Source organism: Pseudomonas sp. AU11447, assembly GCF_001672555.2.
GTDB classification, from domain to species: Bacteria; Pseudomonadota; Gammaproteobacteria; order Pseudomonadales; family Pseudomonadaceae; genus Pseudomonas; species Pseudomonas nitroreducens.
In genome coordinates, this window is sequence record NZ_LZDG02000047.1 from 71,987 (window position 1) to 96,807 (window position 24,821).

The window sequence follows — 24,821 nt, forward strand, 5'->3', positions numbered from 1 at the left end:
ATTTCGATGCGTCTGATCCGCCTGTTGTTCGTTGCTGCGCTGGCCTTCGCCGGCGCCCAGGCCCATGCCGACGATGCTGCTGCGCAGCGCCTGAGCGGGATGCTCACCAAGGCCCAGACAATGACCGCGCGCTTCTCCCAGTTGACCCTGGACGGCAGCGGCACCCGCCTGCAGGAAACCGCCGGCACCCTGGGCCTCAAGCGCCCTGGCCTGTTCCGCTGGCACACCGATGCGCCGAACGAGCAGCTGCTGATCTCCAACGGTGAGAAAATCTGGCTGTACGACCCGGACCTGGAGCAGGTGACCATCCAGAAGCTCGACCAGCGCCTGACCCAGACCCCGGCGCTGCTGCTCTCCGGTGACGTGTCGAAGATCGGTCAGAGCTTCGATATCACCGCGAAGGATGGCGGCAACGTGGTCGACTTCACCCTCAAGCCCAAGTCCAAGGACACGCTGTTCGACAGCCTGCGGATTTCCTTCCGCAGCGGTGTGGTGAATGACATGCAGCTGATCGACAGCGTCGGCCAGCGCACCAATATCCTGTTCTTCGACGTGAAGATGAACGAGCCGATGGACACCAAGCAGTTCGTCTTCGAAGTGCCCAAGGGCGTCGACGTCATCCAGGAATGACCGGCCGCGTGCCGGATTGATCGATAGGTAATACCGTGGACCTGTTCCGCTCCGCCCCCGTTTCCCAGCCCCTGGCCGCGCGGCTGCGCGCGACCAGCCTGGACGAGTACGTCGGCCAGGAGCATCTGCTCGCCCGTGGCAAGCCGCTGCGTGAGGCGCTGGAGCAGGGCGCACTGCACTCGATGATCTTCTGGGGCCCGCCCGGAGTCGGCAAGACCACCCTGGCGAAGCTGCTGGCGCAGGTCACCGACGCGCACTTCGAGACCATCTCGGCGGTGCTCTCGGGCGTGAAGGAAATCCGCCAGTCGGTGGAAGTGGCCAAGCAGCATGCCGCGCAGTACGGCCGTCGCACCATCCTCTTCGTCGATGAGGTGCACCGCTTCAACAAGAGCCAGCAGGATGCGTTCCTGCCTTACGTTGAAGACGGCACGCTGATCTTCATCGGTGCGACCACCGAGAACCCGTCCTTCGAGTTGAACAACGCACTGCTCTCCCGCGCCCGCGTCTACGTGCTGAAAAGCTTGGACGAAGCGGCCCTGCGGCGGTTGGTAGAGCGCGCATTGACCGAGGAAAAGGGCCTGGGCAAGCGCAACCTGAGCCTGCCCGACGACAGTTTTGCGATCCTCATGGCCGCCGCCGACGGCGATGGCCGGCGCCTGCTCAATCTGCTGGAGAACGCTTCCGACCTCGCTGAAGACAACAGCGAGATCAGCGCCGAGTTGCTGCAGAACCTGTTGGGCGACTCGCGCCGGCGCTTCGACAAGGGCGGCGAGGCCTTCTACGACCAGATCAGCGCGCTGCACAAGTCGGTGCGTGGCTCCAGCCCCGATGGCGCGCTGTACTGGTATTCGCGCATGCTCGATGGTGGCTGCGATCCGCTGTACATCGCCCGCCGAGTGGTGCGCATGGCCAGCGAGGATATCGGCAATGCCGATCCGCGCGCGCTGACCCTGTGCCTTCACGCCTGGGACGTGCAGGAACGCCTCGGCAGCCCGGAGGGCGAGCTGGCGATTGCACAGGCTATCGTTTACCTGGCCTGTGCGCCGAAGAGCAATGCCGTCTACAACGCTTACAACACGGCACGCCGTGATGTGGCGGAGAGCGGTTCGCTGGAAGTGCCGCTGCATTTGCGCAACGCACCGACCAAGCTGATGAAGAACCTGGGCTATGGCGACGAGTATCGCTATGCCCATGATGAGCCGGATGCCTATGCGGCCGGAGAAGACTACTTCCCCGAGTCGATGGAACCGCGCCAGTATTACCAACCCGTGCCGCGCGGGCTCGAACTGAAGATCGGCGAAAAGCTGCGCCACCTGGCCAGCCTCGACAAGGCCAGTTCCCGCCGTCGCAGAAAATCCTGAAGTGGTGCCCTTGAGCGCCGCCTGACACTAGACACGAGAAGACACCATGCTCGATTCCAAACTGGTTCGTACCCAGCCGCAGGAAGTGGCCGAACGCCTGGCCACCCGTGGCTTCACCCTGGACGTAGCGCGCATCGAAGCGCTGGAGAGCCAGCGCAAGGCCGTGCAGACCCGCACCGAGACCCTCCAGGCCGAGCGCAACTCGCGCTCCAAGGCAATCGGCCAGGCCATGAAGAATGGCGAGGACGTTGCGCCGCTGAAGGCCGAAGTCAATCGCATGGCCGAGGAGCTGGAGTCGGGCAAGCGCGAGCTGGATGCCATCCAGGCCGAGCTGGACAGCCTGCTGCTGAATATCCCGAACCTGCCGCACGAATCCGTGCCGGTCGGTGCCGATGAAGAAGAGAACGTCGAAGTCCGTCGCTGGGGCACCCCACGCACCTTCGACTTCGAGATCAAGGACCACGTCGCCCTGGGCGAGCAGCACGGTTGGCTGGACTTCGAGACCGCCGCGCGACTGTCCGGCGCCCGCTTCGCCCTGATGCGCGGCCCGATCGCCCGCCTGCACCGCGCCCTGGCGCAGTTCATGCTCGACCTGCACACCCGCGAGCACGGCTACGAAGAGGCCTATACCCCGTACCTGGTACAAGCTCCGGCGCTGCAGGGCACCGGCCAACTGCCGAAGTTCGAGGAAGACCTGTTCAAGATCCAGCGTGAAGACGAAGCCGATCTGTACCTGATCCCGACTGCCGAGGTCTCGCTGACCAACATCGTGGCCGGCCAGATCCTCGACGCGAAGGAGCTGCCTCTGAAGTTCGTCGCCCACACCCCGTGCTTCCGCAGCGAAGCCGGCGCGTCGGGCCGTGATACCCGCGGCATGATCCGCCAGCACCAGTTCGACAAGGTCGAGATGGTGCAGATCGTCGAGCCGTCCAAGTCCTGGGAAGCCCTGGAAAGCCTGGTCGGCAACGCCGAGAGGGTCCTCCAGGCGCTGGAGCTGCCGTACCGCGCCCTGGCGCTGTGCACTGGCGACATGGGCTTTGGTGCCGCCAAGACCTACGACCTCGAAGTCTGGGTGCCGAGCCAGGACAAGTACCGCGAGATTTCCTCCTGCTCCAACTGCGGCGACTTCCAGGCCCGCCGCATGCAGGCGCGCTATCGCAACCCGGAAACCGGCAAGCCGGAGCTGGTCCATACCCTCAACGGTTCGGGCCTGGCCGTGGGCCGTACCCTGGTCGCCGTGCTGGAGAACTACCAGCAGGCCGACGGTTCGATTCGTGTGCCGGAAGTGCTCAAGCCGTACATGGCTGGCATCGAGGTAATCGGCTGAGATGGACTTCCTGCCGCTGTTCCACATCCTGCGCGGACGTCGCGCGCTACTGGTCGGCGGCGGTGATGTCGCACTGCGCAAGGCGCGCCTGCTGAATGACGCCGGCGCGGTGCTGCGTGTGGTGGCGCCGGAGGTGCACTCCGAGCTGCGAGAGCTGGTCGAGGAGGGCGCGGGCGAATTGCTCCTGCGCCCCTACGCCCAGGGCGACCTGCAGGATTGCGTGCTGGTCATCGCCGCCACCGACGATGAGCCGCTCAACGCCCAGGTGTCCCGAGATTCCAACGAGCGCGGCGTACCGGTCAACGTGGTCGACGCACCGGCCCTGTGCAGCGTGATCTTCCCGGCCATCGTTGACCGTTCGCCGCTGGTGGTGGCCGTGTCCAGCGGTGGCGACGCGCCGGTGCTGGCGCGCCTGCTGCGCGCCAAGCTGGAAACCTGGATTCCCGCGACCTATGGCCAACTGGCCGGCCTGGCCAGCCGCTTCCGCGAGCGCGTGAAGCAGCGCCTGCCGGACCTGCAGCAGCGCCGCAAGTTCTGGGAAGACGTGTTCCAGGGGCCTGTCGCCGAGCGCATGCTCGCCGGCCAGCCGAACGAAGCCGAGCGTCTGCTGGCGGACAAGCTTGAAGCGCCGCAGCCCGAATCCCGTGGCGAGGTCTATCTGGTCGGCGCCGGCCCTGGCGATCCGGACCTGCTGACCTTCCGCGCCCTGCGCCTGATGCAGCAGGCCGACGTGGTGCTCTATGACCGCCTCGTTGCGCCGGCCATCCTCGAGCTGTGCCGCCGCGATGCGGACCGCCTGTATGTCGGCAAGCGCCGCGCGGACCACGCCGTGCCGCAGGATGAGATCAACCGCCAATTGGTCGAGCTGGCCCAGCAGGGCAAGCGCGTACTGCGCCTGAAGGGCGGTGATCCGTTCATCTTCGGTCGCGGTGGCGAGGAAATCGACGAACTGGCGGCCAATGGCATCCCGTTCCAGGTGGTGCCGGGCATTACCGCGGCAAGCGGCTGCGCGGCCTATGCCGGTATTCCGCTGACACACCGCGATTACGCGCAGTCCGTGCGCTTCGTGACTGGGCACTTGAAGGACGGCACCACCGACCTGCCCTGGAACGATCTGGTCGCTCCGGGCCAGACCCTGGTGTTCTACATGGGCCTCGTCGGCTTGCCGGTAATCTGCGAGCAGCTGGTGCGTCACGGCCGCTCTGCTGACACGCCGGCTGCTCTTGTTCAGCAGGGCACCACCGTGCATCAGCGCGTATTCACTGGCACCCTGGCGAACCTGCCGGAGCTGGTGGCCGAGCACGAAGTGCATGCGCCGACCCTGGTGATAGTCGGGGAAGTGGTGCAACTGCGAGAGAAGCTTGCCTGGTTCGAGGGGCGGCAGTGAGAGCCTCGCGCGTAGCGATCCTGGGCGTTGTGTGCGTCCTGGGTTTCGCTGCGTTACCGGTGTCCGCCGCAAGTTTCGATTGCAAGAAGGCCAGGCAGGCCGACGAGAAAGCCATCTGTGCGGATCGCCAGCTATCCGAGATGGATGTGCAGGTAGCGACTACCTACCGCTTGTTGCGCGGTCTGTTTGCCATGGGCATGCGCGGCAACCTGGGCGACTCCCAGCTCGCCTGGCTGGAGCAGCGCCGCGCCTGCGGCGCCAACAAGTCCTGCCTGAAGCAGCGTTACCAGGAGCGACTGGACGCGCTGCAGAAGGTCTACGACGGTATCGAAAAACCGATCTGAGCCGCTCTTGACCTTGTAGGAGCGAGCTTGCTCGCGAACCGCTTGACGCCATCGCTCTTGGGCATGATTCGCGAGCAAGCTCGCTCCTACAACGGGGGCAGCCGCCGATTAGCTCTTGCGCGCGATACCCTTGCCCGGTAGATGCTCGCGCCCGTGCGGAGTGGTGAAGTCCTGCTGGGGTCCCAGTGGCACGATGCCTGTCGGATTGATGGTGCGATGGCTGCCGTAGTAGTGATGCTTGATGTGCTGGAAATCCACTGTCCCGGCAACGCCGTCCAGTTGATACAGCTCGCGCAGCCAGCCGGACAGGTTCGGATAGTCCGCCAGGCGCCGCAGGTTGCACTTGAAGTGGCCGTGGTAGACCGCGTCGAAGCGGATCAGCGTAGTGAACAGGCGCACATCGGCTTCGGTCAGGTATTCGCCCGCCAGGTAGCGCTGCTCGCCCAGGCGCTCCTCCAGCCAGTCCAGTTCATTGAACAATGTCTTGAAGGCTTCTTCGTAGGCGTCCTGCGTCGTCGCGAAGCCCGCACGGTAAACACCGTTGTTCACGGCCGGGTAGATACGCTCGTTCAGCTCATCGATCTGCGCGCGCAGCGGCTCCGGGTAGAGATCCAGTTTGTTGCCGGTAATGCCATCGAAGGCCGTGTTGAACATGCGGATGATCTCCGCCGATTCGTTGCTGACGATGCGCTGCTCATGCTTGTCCCACAGCACTGGTACGGTGACACGGCCGGTGTAGTGCGGGTCGTCCCGGGTATAGCGCTGATGGAGGAAGTCGAGGCCGTCGAGCTTGTCGCCGGTGGAGCCGAACGCCTTGTCGAAGGTCCAGCCGTTTTCCAGCATCAACCAACTGACGACCGACACGTCGATCAGCGATTCGAGGCCCTTGAGCTGGCGGTAGATCAGCGTGCGGTGAGCCCAGGGGCAGGCCAGGGATACGTAGAGGTGATAGCGGCCGGCCTCGGCGCGGAAGCCGCCTTCGCCGGTGGGGCCGGGCTGGCCGTCGGCGGTGACCCAATTGCGGCGCTGCGCATTTTCGCGCTGGAAGCGGCCGTCCTTGCTGGTGTCATACCACTGATCTTGCCAGCGGCCATCAATCAACTGTCCCATCTTGAGTGCTCCAGAAAGCGGGAAGATGGGACCAGTCTATCGGCTCTGGCTCGATTGTTTAGCGCAAAAACAGGATTCCAGCTATCGACTAAATCGATCTGTTGCGCTCAGTCCAGCGTCTATCGGCCTCTGCGAAGGCTTCGTCTCGCTGCAGCCCGAGCGCGCGCAAGGCAAGGGCCATGGTTGCGCGGACGGCCAGCTCGCCGTAGACGTCCTCTGCGTCGCCGCGCCAGACCGCGGCCAGATGCTGCGGGTCGAGGCTTTCCGGCTTGACGTGGCGCAGCGGTGAAAGCGCGGGCCATTCTTCGTCCCAGTCATTGCCATCGCGGCAGCCGTACAGGTGCGAAGAGGCGTCCGGGTTCACTTCGATCTCGCCGCCTTCGCCTTTGATGACGATGGCGTAGTCGCCCAGCAGGCGGCTGCCTTCGCGGTGTACGGCCTGGTAGCCGGGATGGAAAATGCTTTGCAGCACGCAGGTTGCGCCCAGAGGGTTGATCAGGCGCACCGAGGAATGAATGGGTGAGCGCAGGCCGAGGGTATTGCGCCAGTCGATCATTCGCTGCAGTCGCGGCATCCAGTCCACCAGCGGGGCGAAGGCGACGCCCTGGGTATCCAGTGCCTGGCTGACTGCGCTCCAGTCGCGGCACAGCGGCAGGCCCAGCAGCTCGAGCAATTGCTCGGTGTAGAGGCGGCCGGCGGTGTGGGCGCCTGCGCCATGCAAAAGTATGCGGGTGCCGCTGCCGCCCAGGCATTTCACCGCCAGCAGGTACCAGGGCAGGTGACGCTTCTTGCCGGCGTAGCTCGGCCAGTCCAGGTCCACGGCGATCTTCGGCGCTTGCAGGCGCTCGCGGACGGCCTCAGTGAAGCCGGCCAGCTCTTCGGCGCTTTCTTCCTTGTGCCGCAACAGCATCAGGAAGGCGCCCAGTTGCGCCTCCTCGACCTTGTCGTCGAGGATCAGGCCCAGCGCTTCGCGGGCTTCCTCGCGGGTCAGTCCGCGCGCGCCGCGCTTGCCTTTGCCGAGGATGCGGACGAACTGGGCGAAGGGGTGTTCGGTGGGTGTCTGCAGGACGAGCGGGGCGGCGGTCATAGGCAATTGGTCGGCTTCGGCAGGCCGGCGAGCTTGGCGGCAAGCTTGGCCGGGGTGCCCTTGAACAGGAGGTTGAGGTGCAGGCTGTTGCCCTTTTCCGCGCCCAGCTTCTGGGCAACGTATTTGATCAGCGGGCGGTTGGCCGGGGAGAGCTGAAACTCACCGTAGAACTCGCGCAGCAGCAGGAGGACTTCCCAATGCTCGGGTGTCAGGTGGATGCCTTCGTTGTGCGCCAGGGCTTCGGCGGCGGCGTCGCTCCAGTCGTTCAGGTCGGCGAGGTAGCCGTCCTTGTCCAGCGGCAGGGCTTGGCCATTGACCAATAAGGTACTCATAGCCAGGCGTTTACCTTGTTGAAGCGGGTGCAGAGTTCGACGAAGCCGGGGTAGTCCACGCTGTCGACTCGGGAGGCGACGGCGTCGAGCCCGCGCGCTTGCAGGTCTTCCTGCAGGGCAAACAGAGTGTTGCTTGCCGGCAGTTGCTCCAGCGCCTGTGCCGGCTGCGTGCCCGTGCGGAGCGCGTATACCGCGTCACCGGTCAGCATGATGCCGTCATCGGCGCCCAGCAGGCGCAGGCAGCTGTCGAGCCGACTGTCATTGAAGGGGGAGTGCGAGAGCAGGTGGAGGGTAGCCATCAGATCGTGATCACCTGGTCGTGGGTTTGCAGCAGGCCGCGAAGGGCGTTGTCATCCAGTACCTGTGTGGCCAGCGTGAGGCTGCTGGCGTCCAGGCCGCGCTCGGTCAGGCTGCGCGCGCTGGCATAGAGCTCCTCGACGCCAAAAAGCGGCAAGGCCTGCAGATTGGCTTGCAGGTCTTTTTGCTCAATACCGGCAGGGCGCTGGCCAGGTGCCAGCTGGAGCACGCCGTCATCGAGGAAGAGCATCGAGATCGGCAAGTCGAACGCGCCGCCGGCCAGGGCGATATCCAGCGCCTCGCGGGCAGCGGGGCCGGCCCAGGGGGCCTGGCGGCTGATGATCAGCAGGGACTTGGCCATCAGTTGCCTCCAAAGCAGACCAGCCGGTCCGTCTGTTGCGCTGCTTCATGCAACTGGCCGAGGCCGGAAAGATCCCAGGGTGCCTGCAGGTTGGCGGCGGGACGGGAGTAGCGGTTGGCTTCCTCGCTATTCAGTACGCCGCGGCGCAGCGCTGCGGCGATGCAGACAACGCCGTCAAGCTGGTTGTCGGCAACGAAGCGCGTCCAGGCCGCCGTAACATCCAGTTCATCCTGGCTGGCCACGGTGTTGGCCGCGGCACTGTGCACTCCGTCCTGATAGAAGAACAGTCGGGAGATTTCGTGGCCGCCAGCCAGCGTAGCTTCGGCGAAGCGCAGGGCGCGCCGGGCGGCTGGCGAGTGCGGAGGAGAGAAGAGGGCGATGACGAACTTCATGGAGCTGGCCTTGGCGGCGAATTTTCGCAGGATGATACGGCGCTGCGCCTTTTTTTGCCGCGCCTGAAATGAAAAAAGCCCGTCGAAACGGGCTTTTTCCGTGGCGCTGTATTGATCAGTCGTCGCTGCCCATGATGCCGAAGATCTGCAGCAGGCTGATGAACAGGTTGTAGATCGACACATACAGGCTGATGGTCGCCATGATGTAGTTGCGCTCGCCACCGTGGATGATTGCGCTGGTCTGGAACAGGATCATCGCCGAGGAGAACAGCACGAAGCCGGCGCTGATGGCCAGTTGCAGGCCGCTGATCTGGAAGAACAGCGAGACCAGCACGGCGCCCAGCAGGACGAAGAAGCCTGCGGTGATGAAGCCGGACAGGAAGCTCATGTCCTTGCGGGTGGTCAGCACGTAGGCGGACAGGCCGAAGAACACCAGGGCGGTCATGAAGAAGGCGGAGGAAATGATGCTCGCGCCATTGGCCATGCCCAAGTACATGTTCAGGATCGGGCCGAGGGTGTAGCCCATGAAGCCGGTCAGGGCAAAGGTGCTGACCAGGCCCCAGGCGCTGTTGCGCAGCTTCACGGTGAGGAAGAACAGGCCATAGAAGCCGAGCAGCACCACGAAGAAACTCGGGTACGGCAGGCGCATCTGTTGCGAGGCGAAGGCTACCAGGCCACTGAAGGCCAGGGTCAGGGCCAGCAGGCCGTAGGTATTGCGCAGGACGCCGCTGACCTCTTTCTGCTCCACGGCTGTGGAGTCGAGATATTGCCGTTCTTGCATGTCGTGACACTCCTGTTAAGCGGGATACGGATCCATGACCGTAGTGATGCTCATCATAACAGAGGGAAAAGCGCGCTGAATCATCAGAGTTTGACAGTGTGTTGCGATCCGGTAATATTGCGGCCCGCTCATGTGGAAGCGTGGCCGAGTGGTTTAAGGCAACGGTCTTGAAAACCGTCGACGGGCAACTGTCCTAGAGTTCGAATCTCTACGCTTCCGCCACTATTACAACGTTGAAAGCCCCGCACTGCGGGGCTTTCGCGTTTCTGGGAGGGGGATGCTTTTTGTGGGCTCGCCTCTCCGTTACGCATCGCACTCATCGCACAAGTTAAACAACATCGGAAAAGTCAGTCATCCCGATAGATGTTTCTGTAGGGCGCTGATCGTCTCAGTTAAACTTCAAGTTCCCCTTCCCGGAAAATCCTGAATGAACCAAGTCGAAGATCTCGAGCGGCAGATGCGCGAAGCGCTGGGCGTTGCTCCGAAGAAAGTGAAAACCACTCGGGAAGTCAGCAACCCCATGAGGGGTTACCTGATTGTTCTCAGTGTGCGAGGCGCAAGCGGGCCCGCATTTCGCTTCGAGCACCGCTCACGTTCGCTGAGCCGTACCGAGGCCATCCTGGAGGCGGAGAAAGCCGCGCGCGCCGCAGGCTACAAGCCCTGGGCCCTGCTGGATGCCGTAGAGGCCTGAGCCGCACGAGCGCGGTGGCGGCATGGGTCATCCGTCGGTTGCCGATATGGCGTGGCAATCCCATGCGATGGATGTCGAGTTGATAGCGTCTATCAGATGGAAAACTTCGACGACGGCTCCAGCTCTTACAGTGCAATTAGGTTACCGGTACGGCCGTCCTAGACGCTTCGCCAAGCATCTGTCAGCATTTACCCTTCCTGCGCCACGTATCTCTGGCGCTTGCATTTTGGCGAACCGCTTCCAAGCTAGGTCGTAAGGCTGCTTTCTGTTAAGGTTCGGCAATTGTTCGAAGTCCCTTTTCGGGTCTCACCATTCCATTCTGCTCAAGGGGTGCTGCGTGATTAAGGTGCTGGTGGTCGATGATCACGATCTGGTGCGCACCGGAATTACCCGCATGCTGGCTGATATCGATGGCCTGCAGGTCGTTGGGCAGGCTGACTCCGGTGAGCGTGGGCTGCAGCTCGCTCGCGAACTCAAGCCTGACGTCGTCCTGATGGATGTGAAGATGCCCGGCATCGGCGGTCTCGAAGCCACCCGTAAGCTGCTGCGCAGCCAGCCCGACGTACGCGTCGTGGTGGTGACAGTATGCGAGGAAGACCCGTTCCCGACCCGTCTGATGCAGGCTGGTGCGGCGGGATATCTCACCAAGGGTGCAGCGCTGGATGAGATGGTCCAGGCGATTCGCCAGGTTTTTGCCGGCCAGCGCTACATCAGCCCGCAGATCGCCCAGAACCTCGCGCTGAAGTCCTTCGAGCCGGAAAGGAACGCATCGCCATTCGATACCCTGTCCGAGCGTGAAATCCAGATCGCGCTGATGATCGCCAACTGCCACAAGGTGCAGAGCATATCGGACAAGCTGTGCCTCTCGCCCAAGACTGTGAATACCTACCGCTACCGCATCTTCGAGAAGCTCTCGATCACCAGTGACGTCGAACTGGCGTTGCTGGCTGTCCGGCACGGCATGGTCGACGCCAGTAACTGATCATGGTGCAACCGTTCGATTCGGCGGCATTCCTTGCCACCTGCAGCGGGCGGCCGGGCGTTTATCGCATGTTCGACGTCGACGCAAAGTTGCTCTACGTCGGCAAGGCGAAGGACCTCAAGAAGCGCCTCTCCAGCTACTTCCGCAAGACTGGCCTGGCGCCAAAGACGGCCGCCCTGGTGGCGAAGATCGCCCAGGTCGAGACCACCATCACCGCCAACGAAACCGAGGCGCTGCTGCTTGAGCAGACGCTGATCAAGGAATGGCGGCCGCCCTACAACATTCTGCTGCGCGACGATAAATCGTATCCGTACGTCTTCCTGTCGAGCGAGGATCAGTATCCGCGCCTGACCATTCACCGCGGCGCGAAGAAGGCCAAAGGACGGTACTTCGGGCCTTATCCGAGCGCTGGCGCCATTCGCGAAAGCCTGGCGTTGCTGCAGAAGGCCTTCTTCGTGCGCCAGTGTGAGGACAGCTACTACCGCAACCGCACGCGCCCGTGTCTGCAATATCAGATCAAGCGCTGCAAGGCGCCCTGTGTCGGACTGGTGAGCGAGGAGGAGTATGCCGAAGACGTACGCCACTCGATCATGTTTCTCGAAGGGCGCAGCAATGTGCTGGCCGAGGAACTCTCCACCAACATGGAAGAGGCGGCGATGCGCCTGGACTTCGAAAAGGCGGCGGAGCTGCGCGATCAGGTGCAGATCCTGCGACGCGTGCAGGACCAGCAGAGCATGGAGTTCGGCACCGGTAACGTCGATGTGGTGGCGGCCATCGTTACGCCGGGTGGCGCATGCGTACACCTGATCAGCGTGCGGGGCGGTCGAGTGCTGGGAAGCAAGAACTTCTTCCCGCAGGTGGCGATCGAGGAGGAAGTGGGCGATGTCCTGCTGGCCTTCCTCGGGCAGTACTACCTCAGTCATCACGAGCGCGATCTGCCGAACGAGCTGATCGTCAATGCCGTGCATGAAGACTTCCCCATCCTGGCTTCCGCCATCGAGGCGTCACGTGGGCGACTGCTGGAAATCAGTCACCGCGTGCGAACTACGCGCGCCCGCTGGCAGCAACTTGCCGTGACGAATGCCGAGCAAGCGCTGGCGGCACGCCTCGCCAACCGCCAGCACATGGCCGCGCGCTTCGATGCGTTGGGAGAGGCGCTGGATCTGCCCGAGCCGCCGCAGCGGCTCGAGTGTTTCGATATCAGCCATTCCAGTGGCGAGGCGACAGTGGCTTCCTGTGTGGTCTTTGGCCCGGAGGGCGCACTGAAGTCGGACTATCGCCGCTTCAATATCGAAGGCATCACCGGCGGCGACGATTACGCCGCCATGCACCAGGCGCTGACCCGTCGCTTCAGCCGATTGAAGGAAGGAGAGGGCAAGATGCCCGACATCCTTCTGGTGGACGGCGGCAAGGGGCAGTTGGCGATGGCCCAGGAAGTGCTCCAGGAGCTGGCCGTGGTTGGGCTGACGCTACTCGGCGTCGCCAAGGGCGTCACTCGCAAGCCTGGCCTCGAAACCCTGTACCTCAATGATGCCGAGAACGAATTCACCTTGCCCGCCGACTCGCCGGCGCTGCACCTGATCCAGCAGATCCGCGACGAAGCGCACCGCTTTGCCATCACTGGCCACCGTGCACGGCGGGGCAAGGCGCGGCGTACCTCCACACTAGAAGACGTCGCTGGCGTCGGACCCAAGCGCCGGCGCGATCTGCTCAAGCATTTCGGCGGGTTGCAGGAATTGGGCAGAGCCAGTATCGATGAAATCGCCAAAGCCCCCGGCATCAGCAAAAAGCTGGCAGAGCAGATTTATGCTGCACTGCACAGCGAGTAGAATGCCGGCTCAACTCGCAGACCTTCCGACCCGATGAATATCCCGAACCTGCTCACACTGCTTCGCGTTCTGCTCATTCCGATCTTCATCCTGCTGTTCTATCTTCCGTTCCCGGCCAGCCATCTGGCCGCTAGTGCCGTATTTGCCCTTGCTGCCGCTACCGACTGGCTGGACGGCTACCTGGCGCGGCGGCTGGGGCAGAGCACTCCCTTCGGTGCCTTCCTCGATCCGGTGGCAGACAAGCTGATGGTCGCTACCGCGCTGGTGCTGTTGGTGGAGGAGCACGCAAATCTGTGGCTGACGCTGCCGGCCGTCATCATCATCGGTCGCGAGATCGTCGTTTCCGCGCTGCGCGAGTGGATGGCGGAGATCGGGGCGAGGGCACACGTAGCGGTTTCCAGCCTGGGTAAATGGAAAACGGCGGCGCAGATGCTGGCGCTGGTAATTCTCCTGGCCAATCCGCCGCTGATGACTTTCTGGGTCCTGGTGGGTTATGCGCTGCTCATCGTGGCCGCCATCCTTACCCTGTGGTCGATGCTGCACTATCTGCTGGCTGCATGGCCGCACCTGAACACCACCCCAAAAGAGAAATAAGTATTTTTGAATCAAGGAGTTGACAGGCATTTCCAAATCGTTAGAATGGCGCCCGTCAACACGACAATGCGGGAATAGCTCAGTTGGTAGAGCACGACCTTGCCAAGGTCGGGGTCGCGAGTTCGAGTCTCGTTTCCCGCTCCAGATTTTGATGATTCGCCTTGATTCATCCGTGTTATGGCTGAGTAGCAGAGTGGTTATGCACCGGATTGCAAATCCGTGAACGCCGGTTCGATTCCGACCTCAGCCTCCAATAGAAAAGCCCTGTAAATCGAAGATTTACAGGGCTTTTTCTTTAGCTGCCCTCTGCGGGAATTGCCAGGTTCGGCAACTTGCGCAGGGGAGTTGGGGCTGTATATAGTCCAGCCCTTTCCGGGTGCATGCCCGGATACGCTGCAACGCGCTGCCGCCCGGATGGCGAAATCGGTAGACGCAGGAGACTTAAAATCTCTCGCCCTTTGGGCGTGCCGGTTCGAGTCCGGCTCCGGGCACCATTTCTAAATCAACGGTCTCCGGGCCGTTGCGCTCCACCTCCCTCCTATCGTTTTGGTCCGCAATTCTGGATTCGGTCCGCAATCACTTCGTCGGTGTGACCTTCTTGCCTTTCCGATCTCGGATGTAGCGCTCGGTCATTGTGACGGTCGTGTGCCCGAGCTGGTCCCGAACTTTCAGGATGCCTCCGGTCGATTCCGACTTGTCGCTGCCGGCCTCCGGATTGCCGCTGATCCCGGAGCAGGGGTTGGCCAGCTTCGTGTAGCCCATCTTCCGCGCGTAGTTCCACATGTGGCTGAGCAGGGCCTTCTCGCGGTTTGCGCTGACCGACGCGTCGCTGCGCCACCGCATGTATTGGTAAGCGTGCTGCGGCTCGATCGAGTCCAGCGGGCCGGGCGGGTCGTCGAAGAACTCCAGCAGCTTCACCAGGTACTGGGCGTCATTCTTCGGCACCACGTCCAGGAAGTACTGCACCGACACGTAGCGTAGGGTGACGACCTTCTCGGCCAGGTTGTCGGCATTGCGATCCCGCTCCAGCTCGGCGTACTTCATGATCGCCAGGCCGTAGTCGGAGCCGAGCGGTACCTCTTTCCGAGGCTTGCCGCCGGCATCGTAGTAGTAATAGATCTTTCCGCTGGGCTTAGTGCGCTCGCGTAGGCGAGTGACCGCGCATGGTTTCTTCGGTCGTCTTCCCATCAGCTGGCCTTCCGCGACGTCCATTTCGGTGTTTCTTCAGCCTGGCGACCTTTCGCCGGTAGAAGGTTGGCCGAGATCACACAGGGCCATCCATTCATCTTGATGGTGTGCTTGATCCCGTTCTGCTTCAAGACGCGCACCTGGCCGGCCTTCGTCCGTGCGTCGGTGAGCAGGCAAATCTCCTCATGGGTGAGGAAGACGATAGGTTCCATGAGCAATACCTCATCTCGCCAGCTCAGGCCGGTGATGTTGAAATGGGTGGGGGAGATTCAGTACAGGGGGGGCGCAGCGCGGAGCCGTTCTAATTCATCGCGTCTTTGTGCTGATCGTATGCTTCGAATTGCTGGCATTTCAGCTCGGCACTGGCGTCTGCTTGTTCGGGAGTTTGATTCCCCCGGTAACCGAAGCGTACGAAGTACCTGACGATCGTCTGAGTGTCTGGGTCGAACTGAGCGCTACGTTTGTCGGCGTCTGCGATCGCTTGCTGTTCGGTGCTGCCCTGGTCACGGTATGTGGCGCCTGCATGAGCAAACAGGCCCACTCCAGTGCAGAAGTCAGACGCCTGAACACTGGCGGCAAGAGTCATAAGCAGGAACAACGCGGTGAGTCTCTTCATATGCCCTCACTTACCCTGCAGTTGCGCGCATGCACTGAGTATGGAGGCTACCCCAGTGGTTTGCCTGTTTTGTCGATCGTGCAGTTTGCTGCTTTCGAGGGCTCGGAATGGTGCTCGCTCCTGGAGAACAGGCCTGCAGCGCAGGCAGTCGCATTTCTCGGAGTCTTTGCCGGTGTCGCGGCAGAAGGTGGGGTGAGTTATGGCGTCACTCGTTTGAACTCAACGACCCAGACCCAGGGGTTGGCATCGGATTCATCGCCACCGGTTACCGACTGGAACAGGTACTGGAGGCATCCTGTGGCCAAACGAAAGCGGGCCCGCCCTCGTCGGAAGGGAGCCAGCGGCGACAGTCGTAGTGGATGCCTGCGGCAATCGCCTGCTCCTCGCTGATGTCCTGCAGGCGTTCGACGCGTACAGCTGTGACCTCCAGCAGGAGTCGGGTGTCCTTGCGGAATATGTGGATGGCCTGGGTTCACTTGCTCACCTTGCAATGCGCGCCATCGTCAGTGTCGGCACGATAGGTCAGGCGACAGCCGATATCGGCATAGGTCTCACGCACCCATAAGCGGTCGCCTGGTTCGCCATAGGGGCATACACCATGCGCGGCAAGTTCCTGGGCGCATTCCGCTTCGTTCTCGCCGAAAACGCAGTACCCACAACGGGGATGGCTCTGGCCAATTGCGCTCCAGCGTGGGCCTCCGGCTGGGATGGACATGTCTTCCGTAGGAATCTGACCGCCCTTTACTGGCCGGCGCGTAACGGTCTTTCTGCCTTCCAAGATGGCGTGGACCATTGGCCCGTTGAACAGGATGAGGCGCTCCTCCATGCTGCGCTGCTTGCTGGTTCGGTGATCTGGCTGGCGGTGAACACCTGCATGCCCAGCTCGCTGGCGACGTGGTACTCGAGGCGGGCGCCCTTGGACTTGTCCCAGCCCGGCAGGTGATGAGCTTCGTCAGGTCCAGGCGCAGGTAGTCGGCCCACTCGAAGCCATCGATCATGCCGTGGCCTGCCGGGTTCTCGACGTGGTAGCCGAGCTGGCGCAGGCGCGCGGCCTCGGCGTGGAATGCCGGGTAGTTGAACTCCGGCAGGCCGGTCATGGGGCCGGTGAGGTACATGCGTCCCTCGCGCGGCACGGCAATGAGACGGTCCATGGGCTGGCCGAAGACCTCGCGCGCCTGCTCGACGGGGACGAGCACCAAGCCCAGGTCCAGGGCTTCGATAACGTCCTCGGGGTGGCGCCAGCCGACGAAGCGGCATTCACGGGTGGCGGGATCGAAGCCGGCCACGGCCTGCTCTTCGTGATTTCTGGGCATGACGAATCCTCGCGCTGCATTGGCGCCTTATGGTTGATTGATCTAGCTTCGGAAGAGACCGGCATTCAGCCGAGCCAAGGAGTGGTGATGAACAAGATGCAGAAGCAGTTTCTTGAAGAGCACCAGCGCCTGATTGCGGACTTCAAGGCGAAGTCCGACGCTTTAGGTGAGCTTGTGGAGAATGGCAGCGACGACCCTGATCTTGAGCAGAAAGCGAATCAGTTGATGCTGGAGATGACGGAGGCCAATGAGAGAATCAACAATCACATGCCGCCGGTCTCCTGGCTCACCTCGTTGCTCTTTAAGCTCCGGGGGCGCCTGACTGGCTAGCAGTAGTGGCGCAATGGCATGGAGTGGGGTAGACCCCCCGCGTACTTTCGGTCGAATCGGCCGACGTGCAGGTACAGCTTCGGCGGTTGCCCGTCGATGTTGCCGAGCAGTTTCCGTTGCAGGTCCTGGTAGTGTCCTTCGGTTCTGATCGAGCCGACTACCTCGCCATTCACCAAGACATGCTAGTAGCAGCCCAGGCACCAGTGAGTTTCCCGGGTGATGTTGTGCTCGACTCTCCAGGAGTAGGCGCGAGCGCGTGGGTGACCATCTCCTGGCGCTCTGACAGGCAGATCAGCCCGAGCTGGTAGGCCTCCGCCTGAGCCAGCAGATAGTGGTAGTGGTCGTCAGTCCGGTAGAGGAAGGCGACGCGGTCGCCCACCCCAGTCTCCCATCGTGACTTCAGCAGGCGCCGTTCATCTTCGTGTTCGGTGGAATACATGTTCCGCCTACCGAGTCAGGGGAGGGGAAGGATGCTGTATGAATGTGCAGATTAAAGGTGGGGTGACGAGGGGGCAGGGTCGGCAGGTTCGCGCTAGACAAGAACTCTTAATCCAGAGGGGGGCAGACCCTGCGAAACTATCTTGTCTGCTGGTGATCGGTAGGTCGGATGGTTCTGCTGATACTGAGGGAAGGGGATGGCGTGCCCAGGACGGGCAAGGCGGGAGAATTCTGGTCCGCAATGAATTTTGATTCCTTGCCACGCGTGGCCCAGAAGGGTGCCTTGAGAATTCGGTCGCGGACCCGAAAGCTGCTTAAGTTCTTCATACATAAAGGAAGGGCGAGTGAATTAAAATCTCTCGCCCTTTGGGCGTGCCGGTTCGAGTCCGGCCCCGGGCACCATTTCCCTTCGCCCCGAATCATTGCAGTTTGCATGTCTGAATCGAGGCGAGCGACATACATGAAAAACCCGGCCTAGGCCGGGTTTTTCATTTTCAACGATTCAACGATTCAACGATTCAACGATTCAGCGATTCAGGCGCCGATATGCGCCATCGAGCGCAGTTTTGCGCCGGCCTTGACGATGCGGCGTTGGCGCAGAGGTCCGCTGGCCTCATAAAAATTCTGCAGCGGTACTTCTTCCTTGAAGTGATCGGCGTCGTGCTCCTGCAGCGGGCCGTATTCGGTTGCCAGATCGCGGCGGATGCGACCTACCAGGCTGATCAGCAGCTCTTCGTTGCGTTGTTCTTCCAGTCGCACCACCCGGCAGGCGATGTGTTCACCCGCTTCCTTGCTCAGCGTCATGATCAGGTTGCCGTCCGGTCGAGCGGTGAAACTCACTTCGAAATCGGAAAAGACCTGGCAGAGATATTGGGCGGCAGGCAGGCGGTCGATTGGCATGGCGTCGTCCTCGGCAATGTGTGGGCGGATTCATCCCTTTCATTGCAGGGTGCGTACCAATCTCTGATAAATTAAAAATCCTTTAAAATCAAATATTTAAAAATATTCCGCGCCTTGCTTTCCATGCAGCCTGCAAGGTGTGGCGCAAATACAATGGCATTTTGCACGATGGCGTTTCTAGTGCGGGAGGAGGTGACGCCTCGGTGAAGCGGTTTTTGCCTTGTGCTTGAACTTCTGCATGCGGGCGCGGCGCATGGGTACGCGCAGGATGGCCCACAGCGTAACCAGTGCCAGCAGGACCCAGCCGAGAATCATGAGTGTGACGAACGTGCCTGGATTCATCTTGATATCCTCACCCCTCCCTAAGGGTAGTCCACCGCCAAGGGCGTACTGTCCTTTCGGTTGAGCGGCAATCTCTGCGTAGGTTCCATTCAATGGCTTGCCGGGCTGGCAGGTATCTGATATCTGTATGTATATACAGTATTCGGAGAAGGGTCATGCAACAAGCCATTCTGGATGTCCAAGATGTGCTGCGGTCGGGTGCAGGCGCTGCGGCCACCGCAGTGCTTCTGCATACCTACATAGTCCGTGCGTGTGGCGAAGAGATGACGCAGGCGGGCATTCACGACAGCGACCTGTTGCTGGTCGACCGTTCCGAATTGGCGGCACCGGGTGAGATCGTGGTGGCGGCACTGAACGGTGAGGCGCTGATTCGCCGGCTCGCCATCATCGATGGCTGTTTCGCTCTCCAGGCAGCGAGCGATGGCTTTCCCACCTTGAAGGTCGAGGAGGGGGATGAGCTGTCGATCTGGGGCGTGGTGCGGCAGCGGCTTTGCGGGAGCGAAGTGGCGCAAGGAACCAGAGCGTAGAAAGGGTGCGGGCAGGACCGGGATGCTGACCATTTGCCAGTAAGTTCGAGAACTAAATCGGAAATCCGGTGGTCAGATGCGCGTGTCATCGGTTGCAAGTGCGCGGAAGTGTCGTGCAGCTTGCAATCCGGGGCATTGTAAGGCGGACGCAGCCTGATTAGACTGCGCGCAACTCGCACCCCTGTCCCTCTCGAAGGACTCCCATGATCAAGAAATGTCTGTTCCCGGCCGCCGGCTACGGTACCCGCTTCCTCCCGGCCACCAAGGCCATGCCCAAGGAAATGCTGCCGGTGGTGAACAAGCCGCTGATCCAGTATGCCGTTGAAGAGGCGCTGGAAGCCGGTCTCGGCGAAATTGGTATCGTCACTGGCCGCGGCAAGCGCTCGCTCGAAGACCACTTCGACATCAGCTATGAGCTGGAGCACCAGATTCGCAACACCGACAAGGAAAAGTACCTGGTCGGTATTCGTCGCCTGATCGACGAGTGCACCTTCTCCTACACCCGCCAGGTTGAAATGAAGGGCCTGGGCCACGCGATCCTGACCGGCCGCCCGCTGATCGGCGACGAGCCCTTCGCTGTCGTGCTGGCGGACGACCTGTGCCTGAACCTGGAAGGCGACAGTGTCCTCAAGCAGATGGTCAAGCTGTACAACCAGTTCCGCTGCTCCATCGTGGCAATCCAGGAAGTGCCGCCGGAAGAGACCAACAAGTATGGTGTGATCGCCGGCGAGATGATCCGCGACGACATCTACCGCGTGAACACCATGGTCGAGAAGCCTAAGCCCGAGGATGCCCCGTCGAACCTGGCGATCATCGGCCGCTATATCCTGACTCCGGATATCTTCGACCTGATCGAGCAGACCGAGCCGGGCAAGGGCGGTGAAATCCAGATCACTGATGCTCTGATGAAGCAGGCCCAGGACGGTTGCGTACTGGCCTACAAATTCAAGGGCAAGCGCTTCGACTGCGGCAGCGCCGAGGGTTACATCGAGGCGACCAACTTCTGCTACGAGCACCTCTACAAGACTGGCAAGGCCTGGTAACTCCGGACCTTTCCGCTCTTTGAAAAAGCCACCTTCGGGTGGCTTTTTCGTTTGTGCGGCCGGGCATCACATCGAACGCGGGATTGGCATGGCCTCCGATCCCGGCCCGAGTGGCTGCCCATAGCTGAACTCGACGTAGTTGCCCGCCGGGTCGCGCAGTCCACAGTAATAACCCACCGGGTAAGGCTCTTCCCGGGGAGCCCAGATCAGGCAGCCGGCCGACTGGGCATCCCTGGCGATACGGTCGACTTCCTCGTGGCTGTCCACCGCGAAGCCGAAGTGGCTGTAGTCATCGCAGGCCAGGTGTCGCGCCTGTCCGCCAGGCATGATGACGAAGATGAAGCTGTGCTCCTTGCCGGACTCCGCCATCCAGACAATGCGTGAGCCCTTGCCTTCGCGCTGGTGGATGATGCGCATACCGCAGAAGCGCTCGTAGAACGCTATGCAGGCCTCAAGATCAGGTACATGCAGGGCCAGGTGGGTCAGGGATGGGCGCATGGCGAATGCTCCTTTGGCAGCGGCTGATGGCAGGATAGGTCAGGCGCCATGAGGTATGCTGCCTGACATATCCAAGCGGAGATCCATGATGTCTTTCGATTTCGACCTGTTCGTCATCGGTGCGGGTTCCGGCGGTGTGCGTGCTGCGCGCTTTGCCGCGGGCTTTGGCGCCAAGGTGGCCGTGGCGGAAAGCCGCTACCTTGGCGGTACCTGCGTCAACGTCGGTTGCGTGCCGAAGAAGCTGCTGGTGTACGGGGCGCATTTCCATGAGGACTTCGAGCAGGCTGCCGGCTTTGGCTGGACCCTGGGCGAAGCGAAGTTCGACTGGCCGACCCTGATCGCCAACAAGAATCGCGAGATCCATCGCCTCAATGGCATCTACCGCAATCTGCTGGTGAACAGCGGCGTCACGCTGCTGGAGGGGCATGCCAGGCTGCAGGATGCGCACACCGTGGAAGTCGACGGCCAGCGTTTCCGCGCCAAGCACATCCTCATTGCCACCGGTGGCTGGCCGCAGGTGCCGGACATTCCCGGCAAGGAGCACGCGATCTCTTCCAATGAGGCCTTCTTCCTCAAGGAGCTGCCGCGTCGTGTGCTGGTGGTCGGCGGCGGTTACATCGCCGTGGAGTTCGCCGGCATCTTCCACGGTCTGGGGGCGCAGACTTCGCTGCTGTATCGCAAGGAGCTGTTCCTGCGTGGCTTCGATCGCAGCGTGCGCGAGCACCTGCGCGACGAGCTGACGAAGAAGGGGCTGGACCTGCAGTTCAACAGCGACATCGCGCGCATCGACAAGCAGGCCGACGGCACCCTGGCTGCGACGCTCAAGGATGGTCGCGTGCTGGAGGCGGATTGCGTGTTCTACGCAACCGGCCGCCGTCCGCAACTGGACAACCTGGGCCTGGAGAATGTCTCGGTCGAGCTTGACGATCGTGGTTACATCAAGGTCGATGAGGCCTATCGCACCAGCGAGCCGTCGATCCATGCCATCGGTGATGTGATCGGCCGGGTGCAGTTGACCCCCGTAGCACTGGCTGAAGGCATGGCGCTGGCGCGCAAGCTATTCCGCCCGGAGGAATACCGCCCGGTAGACTACAAGCTGATTCCCACCGCTGTATTCAGCCTGCCCAACATCGGCACGGTCGGCCTGACTGAAGATGAAGCGCGCAGCGCCGGACACCGGGTGAAGCTGTTCGAGAGCCGTTTCCGTCCGATGAAGCTGACGCTCACTGAGTGCCAGGAACGCACCCTGATGAAGCTGATCGTCGATGCCGACACCGATAAGGTGCTGGGTTGCCATATGGTCGGCCCGGAAGCCGGAGAAATCCTCCAGGGCATCGCCATTGCGCTCAAGGCCGGGGCAACCAAGCGGGTGTTCGATGAAACCATCGGCATTCACCCGACCGCGGCGGAAGAGTTCGTGACGCTGCGTACTCCGCTCGGTGCCTGACGGCGCTGGCGGAAATGAAAAAGCCGGTGCATCCGCACCGGCTTTTTTGTGGGCGGGGCGCCGTCAGTTGGCGCGCTCCAGCGGTGCGTGGCCGTCTTCCTGGCGCTGGGAGTAGCGCTGGGCGAGCACGGCGCAGACCATCAGCTGGATCTGGTGGAACAGCATCAGTGGCAGCAGGATCACGCCGACGGTGCTGCTGGCGAACAGCACCGAGGCCATGGGCACGCCGGTGGCCAGGCTCTTCTTCGAGCCGCAGAAGATGATGGTGATCCTGTCTTCCAGGGAGAAGCCCAGCCAGCGCCCCAGCAGGTTGGTGGCGACCAGCGCCAGTGCCAGCAGCACGCAGCAGGCCACGACCAGGCCGGCCAGCGCCGGAAGCGGAACCTGGTGCCACAGGCCCTGAATGACGGCGGCGCTGAAGGCGGTGTAGACCACCAGCAGGATCGATCCCTGGTCCACGTAGCGCAGGACCGGCTTGTTCCGCTCCACCCAGGCGCCGATCCACGGGCGCAGCAGTTGGCCGGCAATGAAGGGCACCAGCAGTTGCAGGGTGATCTTGCCGATGGCGTCCAGCGTCGACATTCCGGTATCGCCATGGGCGCCGATCAGCAACTGCACGAGCAGCGGCGTGACGAAGACGCCCAGCAGGCTGGAGGCCGATGCGCTGCAGATAGCCGCCGGGATATTGCCCCGTGCCAGCGACGTGAAGGCGATAGCCGATTGCACGGTGGCGGGCAGGGCGCAGAGATAGAGCATGCCCAGGTACAGGTCCGGAGTTACCAGGGGCGACAGTGCGGGCTTGAGCGCCAGGCCGAGCAGGGGAAAGAGGATGAAGGTGCAGGAGAATATCAGCAGGTGCAGCCGCCAGTGGGTGGCGCCGGCAATGATCGCCTGGCGCGACAGCTTGGCACCGTGAAGGAAGAACAGCAGCGCGATGCCCAGGTTGGTGATCCAGCCGAAAATCACGGCAGCGGTGCCTTCGCAGGGCAGCAGGCTGGCAACGGTCACGGTGGCGATCAGCGCCAGGGTGAAGTTGTCGGGGAGCAGGCGTGGGCGAGCCATGGGCACATCTCTCATCGTTGTTGTGTGTGAAAGACCACGAAGGTCAGGTTCGCACTCTAAGCCTGCGAGGATGTACCGGCTAACGCCAGAAAGTCAGCTTATGTCGCTGAAAGGACAGTTTCTGCTCCCTGCACATGCAGGTCCACCGAGCACACGCTGACCATCCCGCGCATGCGCTGGGCGATCACCTCGGCGCGATAGCGCGGCAGCGTGTTCACGCGCAGGGCGATGTCCAGCCAGTCTTCCCGGCGGGAGGATTCCACCTCGGCCGGCACGTGGCCCTGCAGTGCAAACTGGTTCAGCAGGCGACAGAGAATGTCGGCATCGATCTCGGCGCGAATCAGATAGCGCACGTCGGCGGCCACTTCGGTGGGGACGGGGCGGTCTTGTGGGGGCGGGGGGAGTTCGACGAGTTGGAGTGCGGGGAGCGTCATGGCGGCTGGCCGATGCAGGAGAGGTGAAGAATATTCTGCGGGCGCGCCAGAGGAATTATTTGCCTGATTTCTGCAATGGATGACTTATTTGTGCATTAATAAGTCTTTCTTGCTGATATTTGAGATTTGTATATGCCCATAACGCTGGATGCCCAAGACCGCAGGATCCTCGAGTTACTGCAGGAGGAGGCAACGCTTTCGACGGCCGAGATCGCTGAGCGCATCGGCCTGTCGCAATCGCCGTGCTGGCGCCGAATCCAGCGTTTGAAGGACGAGGGTGTGATCCGCAAGCAGGTGACTCTGCTGGATCGCAAGAAGATCGGCCTGAACACCCAGATATTCGCCCAGGTGAAACTCAACGCCCATGGGCGCAATCACCTGACGGATTTTGCGCAGGCCATGCAGGAGTTCCCCGAGGTGCTGGAGTGCCACGTCCTGATGGGCGCGGTCGACTTCATGCTGCGCATCGTGACGGAGGATGTGGAGGCTTACGAGCGCTTCTTCTTCGAGCGACTGTCCCAGGTGCCGGGCGTGCAGGAGATCAACTCCATCGTGGCGCTCTCGGAGATCAAGTCCACCACCACGTTGCCCCTGCCGCGCGGCTGAAAAGGCGCCGGGATGCCGGCGCCCAAGGCGGTCAGACGCCGCCCAGATAATCCATCTTGCCGACTTCCACGCCGTTGTGGCGGAGAATGTCGTAGGCCGTGGTGATGTGGAAATAGAAGTTCGGGTTGACGAACCCGAGCAGGAAGTCCGAGCCCTTGAAGCTGACTTCGCGAGTGCGCAGCTTCAACTCGATGGTGCGGTTTTCGGCGCCTTCGAATTGCTCGGGCTTCAGGGACTTGAGGAAGTCGATGGTCTTCGCGATGCGCGTTTGCAGCTCTGCGAAGGTGGTTTCGTCATCGGCGAAGCTCGGCACCTCGACACCGGCCAGGCGCGCGCCGGCGCCTTTGGCGGAGTCGGAGGCTATCTGCACCTGGCGTCCCAGGGCGAACATGTCCGGGGCGAGACGGGCGTTGATCAGGACGGAAGGGTCGATGGACTTGGCTTCGGCATGGGTGGCGGCCTTGGCGAGAATCGCCGAGAGATTGCCGAGCATGCGGATGAAGACGGGAACGGAAGCCTGGTAGATCGAGAGGGACATGCTGCGTACTCCAGACAGATGAAGGTGAGCTCGT

The 24,821-nt window shown here is 62.1% G+C and carries 29 protein-coding genes, 5 tRNA genes and 2 pseudogenes; 19 read left to right on the forward strand and 17 right to left on the reverse strand.

All coding sequences use genetic code 11. The annotated features are described in order from the left end of the window. The first annotated feature begins 6 nt into the window (after positions 1-6). The 5 genes from lolA to A6723_RS17160 are packed head-to-tail and all read left to right on the forward strand — an operon-like array spanning position 7 to position 5,049. A complete protein-coding gene (gene lolA, locus A6723_RS17140) occupies positions 7-630 on the forward strand; it encodes an outer membrane lipoprotein chaperone LolA (protein ID WP_054909431.1) in 624 nt (207 codons plus the stop codon). A 35-nt stretch (positions 631-665) separates the two neighbouring features. Beyond that, a complete protein-coding gene (locus tag A6723_RS17145) occupies positions 666-1,991 on the forward strand; it encodes a replication-associated recombination protein A (protein ID WP_045214802.1) in 1,326 nt (441 codons plus the stop codon). Between the two features lie 46 nt (positions 1,992-2,037). Further along, the gene (gene serS, locus A6723_RS17150; protein ID WP_054909430.1) at positions 2,038-3,318 is read left to right on the forward strand and encodes a serine--tRNA ligase; all 1,281 of its coding nucleotides are present in this window, start codon (positions 2,038-2,040) and stop codon (positions 3,316-3,318) included. Position 3,319: 1 nt separating this feature from the next. Continuing rightward, entirely contained in the window at positions 3,320-4,705 is a 1,386-nt protein-coding gene (gene cysG, locus A6723_RS17155) for a siroheme synthase CysG (protein ID WP_054909429.1), read from the forward strand. A gap of 59 nt (positions 4,706-4,764) precedes the next feature. Continuing rightward, a complete protein-coding gene (locus A6723_RS17160; protein ID WP_371914061.1) occupies positions 4,765-5,049 on the forward strand; it encodes a lysozyme inhibitor LprI family protein in 285 nt (94 codons plus the stop codon). A 108-nt stretch (positions 5,050-5,157) separates the two neighbouring features. On the opposite strand, the gene A6723_RS17165 is transcribed toward A6723_RS17160, so the two are convergent. The 7 genes from A6723_RS17165 to A6723_RS17195 form a co-directional block, all read right to left on the reverse strand. After that, entirely contained in the window at positions 5,158-6,159 is a 1,002-nt protein-coding gene (locus A6723_RS17165; RefSeq protein WP_054909428.1) for a glutathione S-transferase family protein, read from the reverse strand. Between the two features lie 88 nt (positions 6,160-6,247). Further along, entirely contained in the window at positions 6,248-7,246 is a 999-nt protein-coding gene (locus A6723_RS17170; RefSeq protein WP_054909427.1) for a glycosyl transferase family protein, read from the reverse strand. Then, entirely contained in the window at positions 7,243-7,578 is a 336-nt protein-coding gene (locus A6723_RS17175) for a TusE/DsrC/DsvC family sulfur relay protein (RefSeq protein WP_054909426.1), read from the reverse strand. The genes A6723_RS17170 and A6723_RS17175 overlap by 4 nt, the downstream gene beginning before the upstream one ends. Further along, a complete protein-coding gene (gene tusB, locus A6723_RS17180; RefSeq protein ID WP_054909425.1) occupies positions 7,575-7,877 on the reverse strand; it encodes a sulfurtransferase complex subunit TusB in 303 nt (100 codons plus the stop codon). Before tusB ends, A6723_RS17175 begins: the two co-directional genes overlap by 4 nt. Beyond that, on the reverse strand, positions 7,877-8,236 hold the full coding sequence (gene tusC, locus A6723_RS17185; RefSeq protein WP_054909424.1) for a sulfurtransferase complex subunit TusC: 360 nt from the start codon (positions 8,234-8,236) through the stop codon (positions 7,877-7,879). Before tusC ends, tusB begins: the two co-directional genes overlap by 1 nt. Then, entirely contained in the window at positions 8,236-8,628 is a 393-nt protein-coding gene (gene tusD / locus A6723_RS17190; protein WP_054909423.1) for a sulfurtransferase complex subunit TusD, read from the reverse strand. The genes tusC and tusD overlap by 1 nt, the downstream gene beginning before the upstream one ends. 115 nt (positions 8,629-8,743) lie before the next feature. Further along, positions 8,744-9,409, reverse strand: a complete 666-nt coding sequence (locus A6723_RS17195) for a Bax inhibitor-1/YccA family protein (protein WP_024765156.1) — start codon at positions 9,407-9,409, stop codon at positions 8,744-8,746. A 134-nt stretch (positions 9,410-9,543) separates the two neighbouring features. On the opposite strand from A6723_RS17195, the gene A6723_RS17200 reads away from it, so the two are divergent. The 8 genes from A6723_RS17200 (at position 9,544) to A6723_RS17235 (ending at position 13,999) form a co-directional block, all read left to right on the forward strand. Continuing rightward, positions 9,544-9,631: transfer RNA gene (locus tag A6723_RS17200), tRNA-Ser, on the forward strand. A gap of 205 nt (positions 9,632-9,836) precedes the next feature. Continuing rightward, positions 9,837-10,100, forward strand: coding sequence for a hypothetical protein (locus tag A6723_RS17205; protein ID WP_226045085.1), 264 nt, complete (start codon positions 9,837-9,839; stop codon positions 10,098-10,100). A 337-nt stretch (positions 10,101-10,437) separates the two neighbouring features. After that, on the forward strand, positions 10,438-11,082 hold the full coding sequence (gene uvrY / locus A6723_RS17210) for a UvrY/SirA/GacA family response regulator transcription factor (protein WP_017517075.1): 645 nt from the start codon (positions 10,438-10,440) through the stop codon (positions 11,080-11,082). A gap of 2 nt (positions 11,083-11,084) precedes the next feature. Beyond that, the gene (uvrC, locus tag A6723_RS17215; RefSeq protein ID WP_054909422.1) at positions 11,085-12,911 is read left to right on the forward strand and encodes an excinuclease ABC subunit UvrC; all 1,827 of its coding nucleotides are present in this window, start codon (positions 11,085-11,087) and stop codon (positions 12,909-12,911) included. Positions 12,912-12,944: 33 nt separating this feature from the next. Beyond that, positions 12,945-13,505 (forward strand): CDP-diacylglycerol--glycerol-3-phosphate 3-phosphatidyltransferase, encoded by a 561-nt coding sequence (gene pgsA, locus A6723_RS17220; protein WP_024767418.1) that lies wholly within the window; start codon positions 12,945-12,947, stop codon positions 13,503-13,505. Positions 13,506-13,573: 68 nt separating this feature from the next. Beyond that, positions 13,574-13,649, forward strand: a tRNA-Gly gene (locus tag A6723_RS17225). 35 nt (positions 13,650-13,684) lie between these two features. Continuing rightward, positions 13,685-13,758: transfer RNA gene (locus A6723_RS17230), tRNA-Cys, on the forward strand. Between the two features lie 155 nt (positions 13,759-13,913). Continuing rightward, positions 13,914-13,999: transfer RNA gene (locus A6723_RS17235), tRNA-Leu, on the forward strand. Between the two features lie 82 nt (positions 14,000-14,081). On the opposite strand, the gene A6723_RS17240 is transcribed toward A6723_RS17235, so the two are convergent. The 5 genes and pseudogenes from A6723_RS17240 to A6723_RS32685 form a co-directional block, all read right to left on the reverse strand. After that, positions 14,082-14,693: a hypothetical protein gene (locus A6723_RS17240; RefSeq protein WP_082450757.1), complete on the reverse strand. Its 612-nt coding sequence runs from the start codon at positions 14,691-14,693 to the stop codon at positions 14,082-14,084. Then, entirely contained in the window at positions 14,693-14,905 is a 213-nt protein-coding gene (locus A6723_RS17245; protein WP_054909420.1) for a DUF4224 domain-containing protein, read from the reverse strand. Before A6723_RS17245 ends, A6723_RS17240 begins: the two co-directional genes overlap by 1 nt. 89 nt (positions 14,906-14,994) lie before the next feature. After that, on the reverse strand, positions 14,995-15,309 hold the full coding sequence (locus tag A6723_RS17250; protein WP_054909419.1) for a hypothetical protein: 315 nt from the start codon (positions 15,307-15,309) through the stop codon (positions 14,995-14,997). A gap of 197 nt (positions 15,310-15,506) precedes the next feature. After that, positions 15,507-16,135, reverse strand: a pseudogene (locus A6723_RS31330) (hypothetical protein). Next, positions 16,051-16,424: pseudogene (locus A6723_RS32685) on the reverse strand (DUF4406 domain-containing protein). The pseudogenes A6723_RS31330 and A6723_RS32685 overlap by 85 nt, the downstream one beginning before the upstream one ends. On the opposite strand from A6723_RS32685, the gene A6723_RS32690 reads away from it, so the two are divergent. Next, positions 16,332-16,952: a hypothetical protein gene (locus A6723_RS32690; RefSeq protein ID WP_256233966.1), complete on the forward strand. Its 621-nt coding sequence runs from the start codon at positions 16,332-16,334 to the stop codon at positions 16,950-16,952. The pseudogene A6723_RS32685 and the gene A6723_RS32690 overlap by 93 nt on opposite strands. Before the next feature lie 696 nt (positions 16,953-17,648). After that, positions 17,649-17,792: transfer RNA gene (locus A6723_RS32150), tRNA-Leu, on the forward strand. 132 nt (positions 17,793-17,924) lie between these two features. Here A6723_RS32150 and A6723_RS17275 read toward each other — a convergent pair. Then, positions 17,925-18,290 (reverse strand): DUF3509 domain-containing protein, encoded by a 366-nt coding sequence (locus A6723_RS17275; RefSeq protein WP_054909414.1) that lies wholly within the window; start codon positions 18,288-18,290, stop codon positions 17,925-17,927. 497 nt (positions 18,291-18,787) lie between these two features. On the opposite strand from A6723_RS17275, the gene A6723_RS17280 reads away from it, so the two are divergent. Together A6723_RS17280 and galU are read left to right on the forward strand one after the other, a co-directional pair. After that, positions 18,788-19,159, forward strand: a complete 372-nt coding sequence (locus A6723_RS17280; protein ID WP_054909413.1) for a LexA family transcriptional regulator — start codon at positions 18,788-18,790, stop codon at positions 19,157-19,159. A gap of 203 nt (positions 19,160-19,362) precedes the next feature. Next, a complete protein-coding gene (gene galU, locus A6723_RS17285) occupies positions 19,363-20,202 on the forward strand; it encodes a UTP--glucose-1-phosphate uridylyltransferase GalU (RefSeq protein ID WP_024767166.1) in 840 nt (279 codons plus the stop codon). A 66-nt stretch (positions 20,203-20,268) separates the two neighbouring features. Here the strand turns inward: galU and A6723_RS17290 are convergent, their stop codons facing one another. Continuing rightward, positions 20,269-20,700 (reverse strand): VOC family protein, encoded by a 432-nt coding sequence (locus A6723_RS17290; protein ID WP_054909412.1) that lies wholly within the window; start codon positions 20,698-20,700, stop codon positions 20,269-20,271. A gap of 88 nt (positions 20,701-20,788) precedes the next feature. Between A6723_RS17290 and gorA the strand changes: the two genes are divergently transcribed. Beyond that, positions 20,789-22,147, forward strand: a complete 1,359-nt coding sequence (gene gorA, locus A6723_RS17295; RefSeq protein ID WP_054909411.1) for a glutathione-disulfide reductase — start codon at positions 20,789-20,791, stop codon at positions 22,145-22,147. A gap of 63 nt (positions 22,148-22,210) precedes the next feature. On the opposite strand, the gene A6723_RS17300 is transcribed toward gorA, so the two are convergent. Both A6723_RS17300 and A6723_RS17305 read right to left on the reverse strand, forming a co-directional pair. Then, positions 22,211-23,209 carry a bile acid:sodium symporter family protein gene (locus A6723_RS17300; RefSeq protein WP_054909410.1) on the reverse strand — a complete coding sequence of 333 codons (999 nt, stop codon included), beginning with the start codon at positions 23,207-23,209 and terminating at the stop codon, positions 22,211-22,213. 98 nt (positions 23,210-23,307) lie between these two features. Beyond that, positions 23,308-23,562: a hypothetical protein gene (locus A6723_RS17305; RefSeq protein WP_064979825.1), complete on the reverse strand. Its 255-nt coding sequence runs from the start codon at positions 23,560-23,562 to the stop codon at positions 23,308-23,310. A 213-nt stretch (positions 23,563-23,775) separates the two neighbouring features. Between A6723_RS17305 and A6723_RS17310 the strand changes: the two genes are divergently transcribed. Continuing rightward, positions 23,776-24,249, forward strand: a complete 474-nt coding sequence (locus tag A6723_RS17310; protein WP_054909408.1) for an Lrp/AsnC family transcriptional regulator — start codon at positions 23,776-23,778, stop codon at positions 24,247-24,249. Positions 24,250-24,280: 31 nt separating this feature from the next. Here the strand turns inward: A6723_RS17310 and A6723_RS17315 are convergent, their stop codons facing one another. Then, positions 24,281-24,787: a DUF1993 family protein gene (locus A6723_RS17315; protein ID WP_054909407.1), complete on the reverse strand. Its 507-nt coding sequence runs from the start codon at positions 24,785-24,787 to the stop codon at positions 24,281-24,283. Positions 24,788-24,821 lie beyond the last annotated feature (34 nt).

Coding starts and splice junctions, on each gene's coding strand:
- tusD (WP_054909423.1), bottom strand. CDS start 8,628: ATGAAGTTCGTCATCGCCCTCTTCTCTCCTCCGCACTCGCCAGCCGCC.
- A6723_RS17195 (WP_024765156.1), bottom strand. CDS start 9,409: ATGCAAGAACGGCAATATCTCGACTCCACAGCCGTGGAGCAGAAAGAG.
- A6723_RS17245 (WP_054909420.1), bottom strand. CDS start 14,905: ATGGAACCTATCGTCTTCCTCACCCATGAGGAGATTTGCCTGCTCACC.
- uvrC (WP_054909422.1), top strand. CDS start 11,085: ATGGTGCAACCGTTCGATTCGGCGGCATTCCTTGCCACCTGCAGCGGG.
- pgsA (WP_024767418.1), top strand. CDS start 12,945: ATGAATATCCCGAACCTGCTCACACTGCTTCGCGTTCTGCTCATTCCG.
- A6723_RS17315 (WP_054909407.1), bottom strand. CDS start 24,787: ATGTCCCTCTCGATCTACCAGGCTTCCGTTCCCGTCTTCATCCGCATG.
- A6723_RS17290 (WP_054909412.1), bottom strand. CDS start 20,700: ATGCGCCCATCCCTGACCCACCTGGCCCTGCATGTACCTGATCTTGAG.
- A6723_RS17250 (WP_054909419.1), bottom strand. CDS start 15,309: ATGAAGAGACTCACCGCGTTGTTCCTGCTTATGACTCTTGCCGCCAGT.
- serS (WP_054909430.1), top strand. CDS start 2,038: ATGCTCGATTCCAAACTGGTTCGTACCCAGCCGCAGGAAGTGGCCGAA.
- A6723_RS17175 (WP_054909426.1), bottom strand. CDS start 7,578: ATGAGTACCTTATTGGTCAATGGCCAAGCCCTGCCGCTGGACAAGGAC.
- cysG (WP_054909429.1), top strand. CDS start 3,320: ATGGACTTCCTGCCGCTGTTCCACATCCTGCGCGGACGTCGCGCGCTA.
- A6723_RS17300 (WP_054909410.1), bottom strand. CDS start 23,209: ATGGCTCGCCCACGCCTGCTCCCCGACAACTTCACCCTGGCGCTGATC.
- galU (WP_024767166.1), top strand. CDS start 19,363: ATGATCAAGAAATGTCTGTTCCCGGCCGCCGGCTACGGTACCCGCTTC.
- A6723_RS17205 (WP_226045085.1), top strand. CDS start 9,837: ATGAACCAAGTCGAAGATCTCGAGCGGCAGATGCGCGAAGCGCTGGGC.
- A6723_RS17280 (WP_054909413.1), top strand. CDS start 18,788: ATGCAACAAGCCATTCTGGATGTCCAAGATGTGCTGCGGTCGGGTGCA.
- tusB (WP_054909425.1), bottom strand. CDS start 7,877: ATGGCTACCCTCCACCTGCTCTCGCACTCCCCCTTCAATGACAGTCGG.
- gorA (WP_054909411.1), top strand. CDS start 20,789: ATGTCTTTCGATTTCGACCTGTTCGTCATCGGTGCGGGTTCCGGCGGT.
- A6723_RS17310 (WP_054909408.1), top strand. CDS start 23,776: ATGCCCATAACGCTGGATGCCCAAGACCGCAGGATCCTCGAGTTACTG.
- A6723_RS17240 (WP_082450757.1), bottom strand. CDS start 14,693: ATGGGAAGACGACCGAAGAAACCATGCGCGGTCACTCGCCTACGCGAG.
- lolA (WP_054909431.1), top strand. CDS start 7: ATGCGTCTGATCCGCCTGTTGTTCGTTGCTGCGCTGGCCTTCGCCGGC.
- tusC (WP_054909424.1), bottom strand. CDS start 8,236: ATGGCCAAGTCCCTGCTGATCATCAGCCGCCAGGCCCCCTGGGCCGGC.
- A6723_RS17275 (WP_054909414.1), bottom strand. CDS start 18,290: ATGCCAATCGACCGCCTGCCTGCCGCCCAATATCTCTGCCAGGTCTTT.
- A6723_RS17165 (WP_054909428.1), bottom strand. CDS start 6,159: ATGGGACAGTTGATTGATGGCCGCTGGCAAGATCAGTGGTATGACACC.
- A6723_RS17170 (WP_054909427.1), bottom strand. CDS start 7,246: ATGACCGCCGCCCCGCTCGTCCTGCAGACACCCACCGAACACCCCTTC.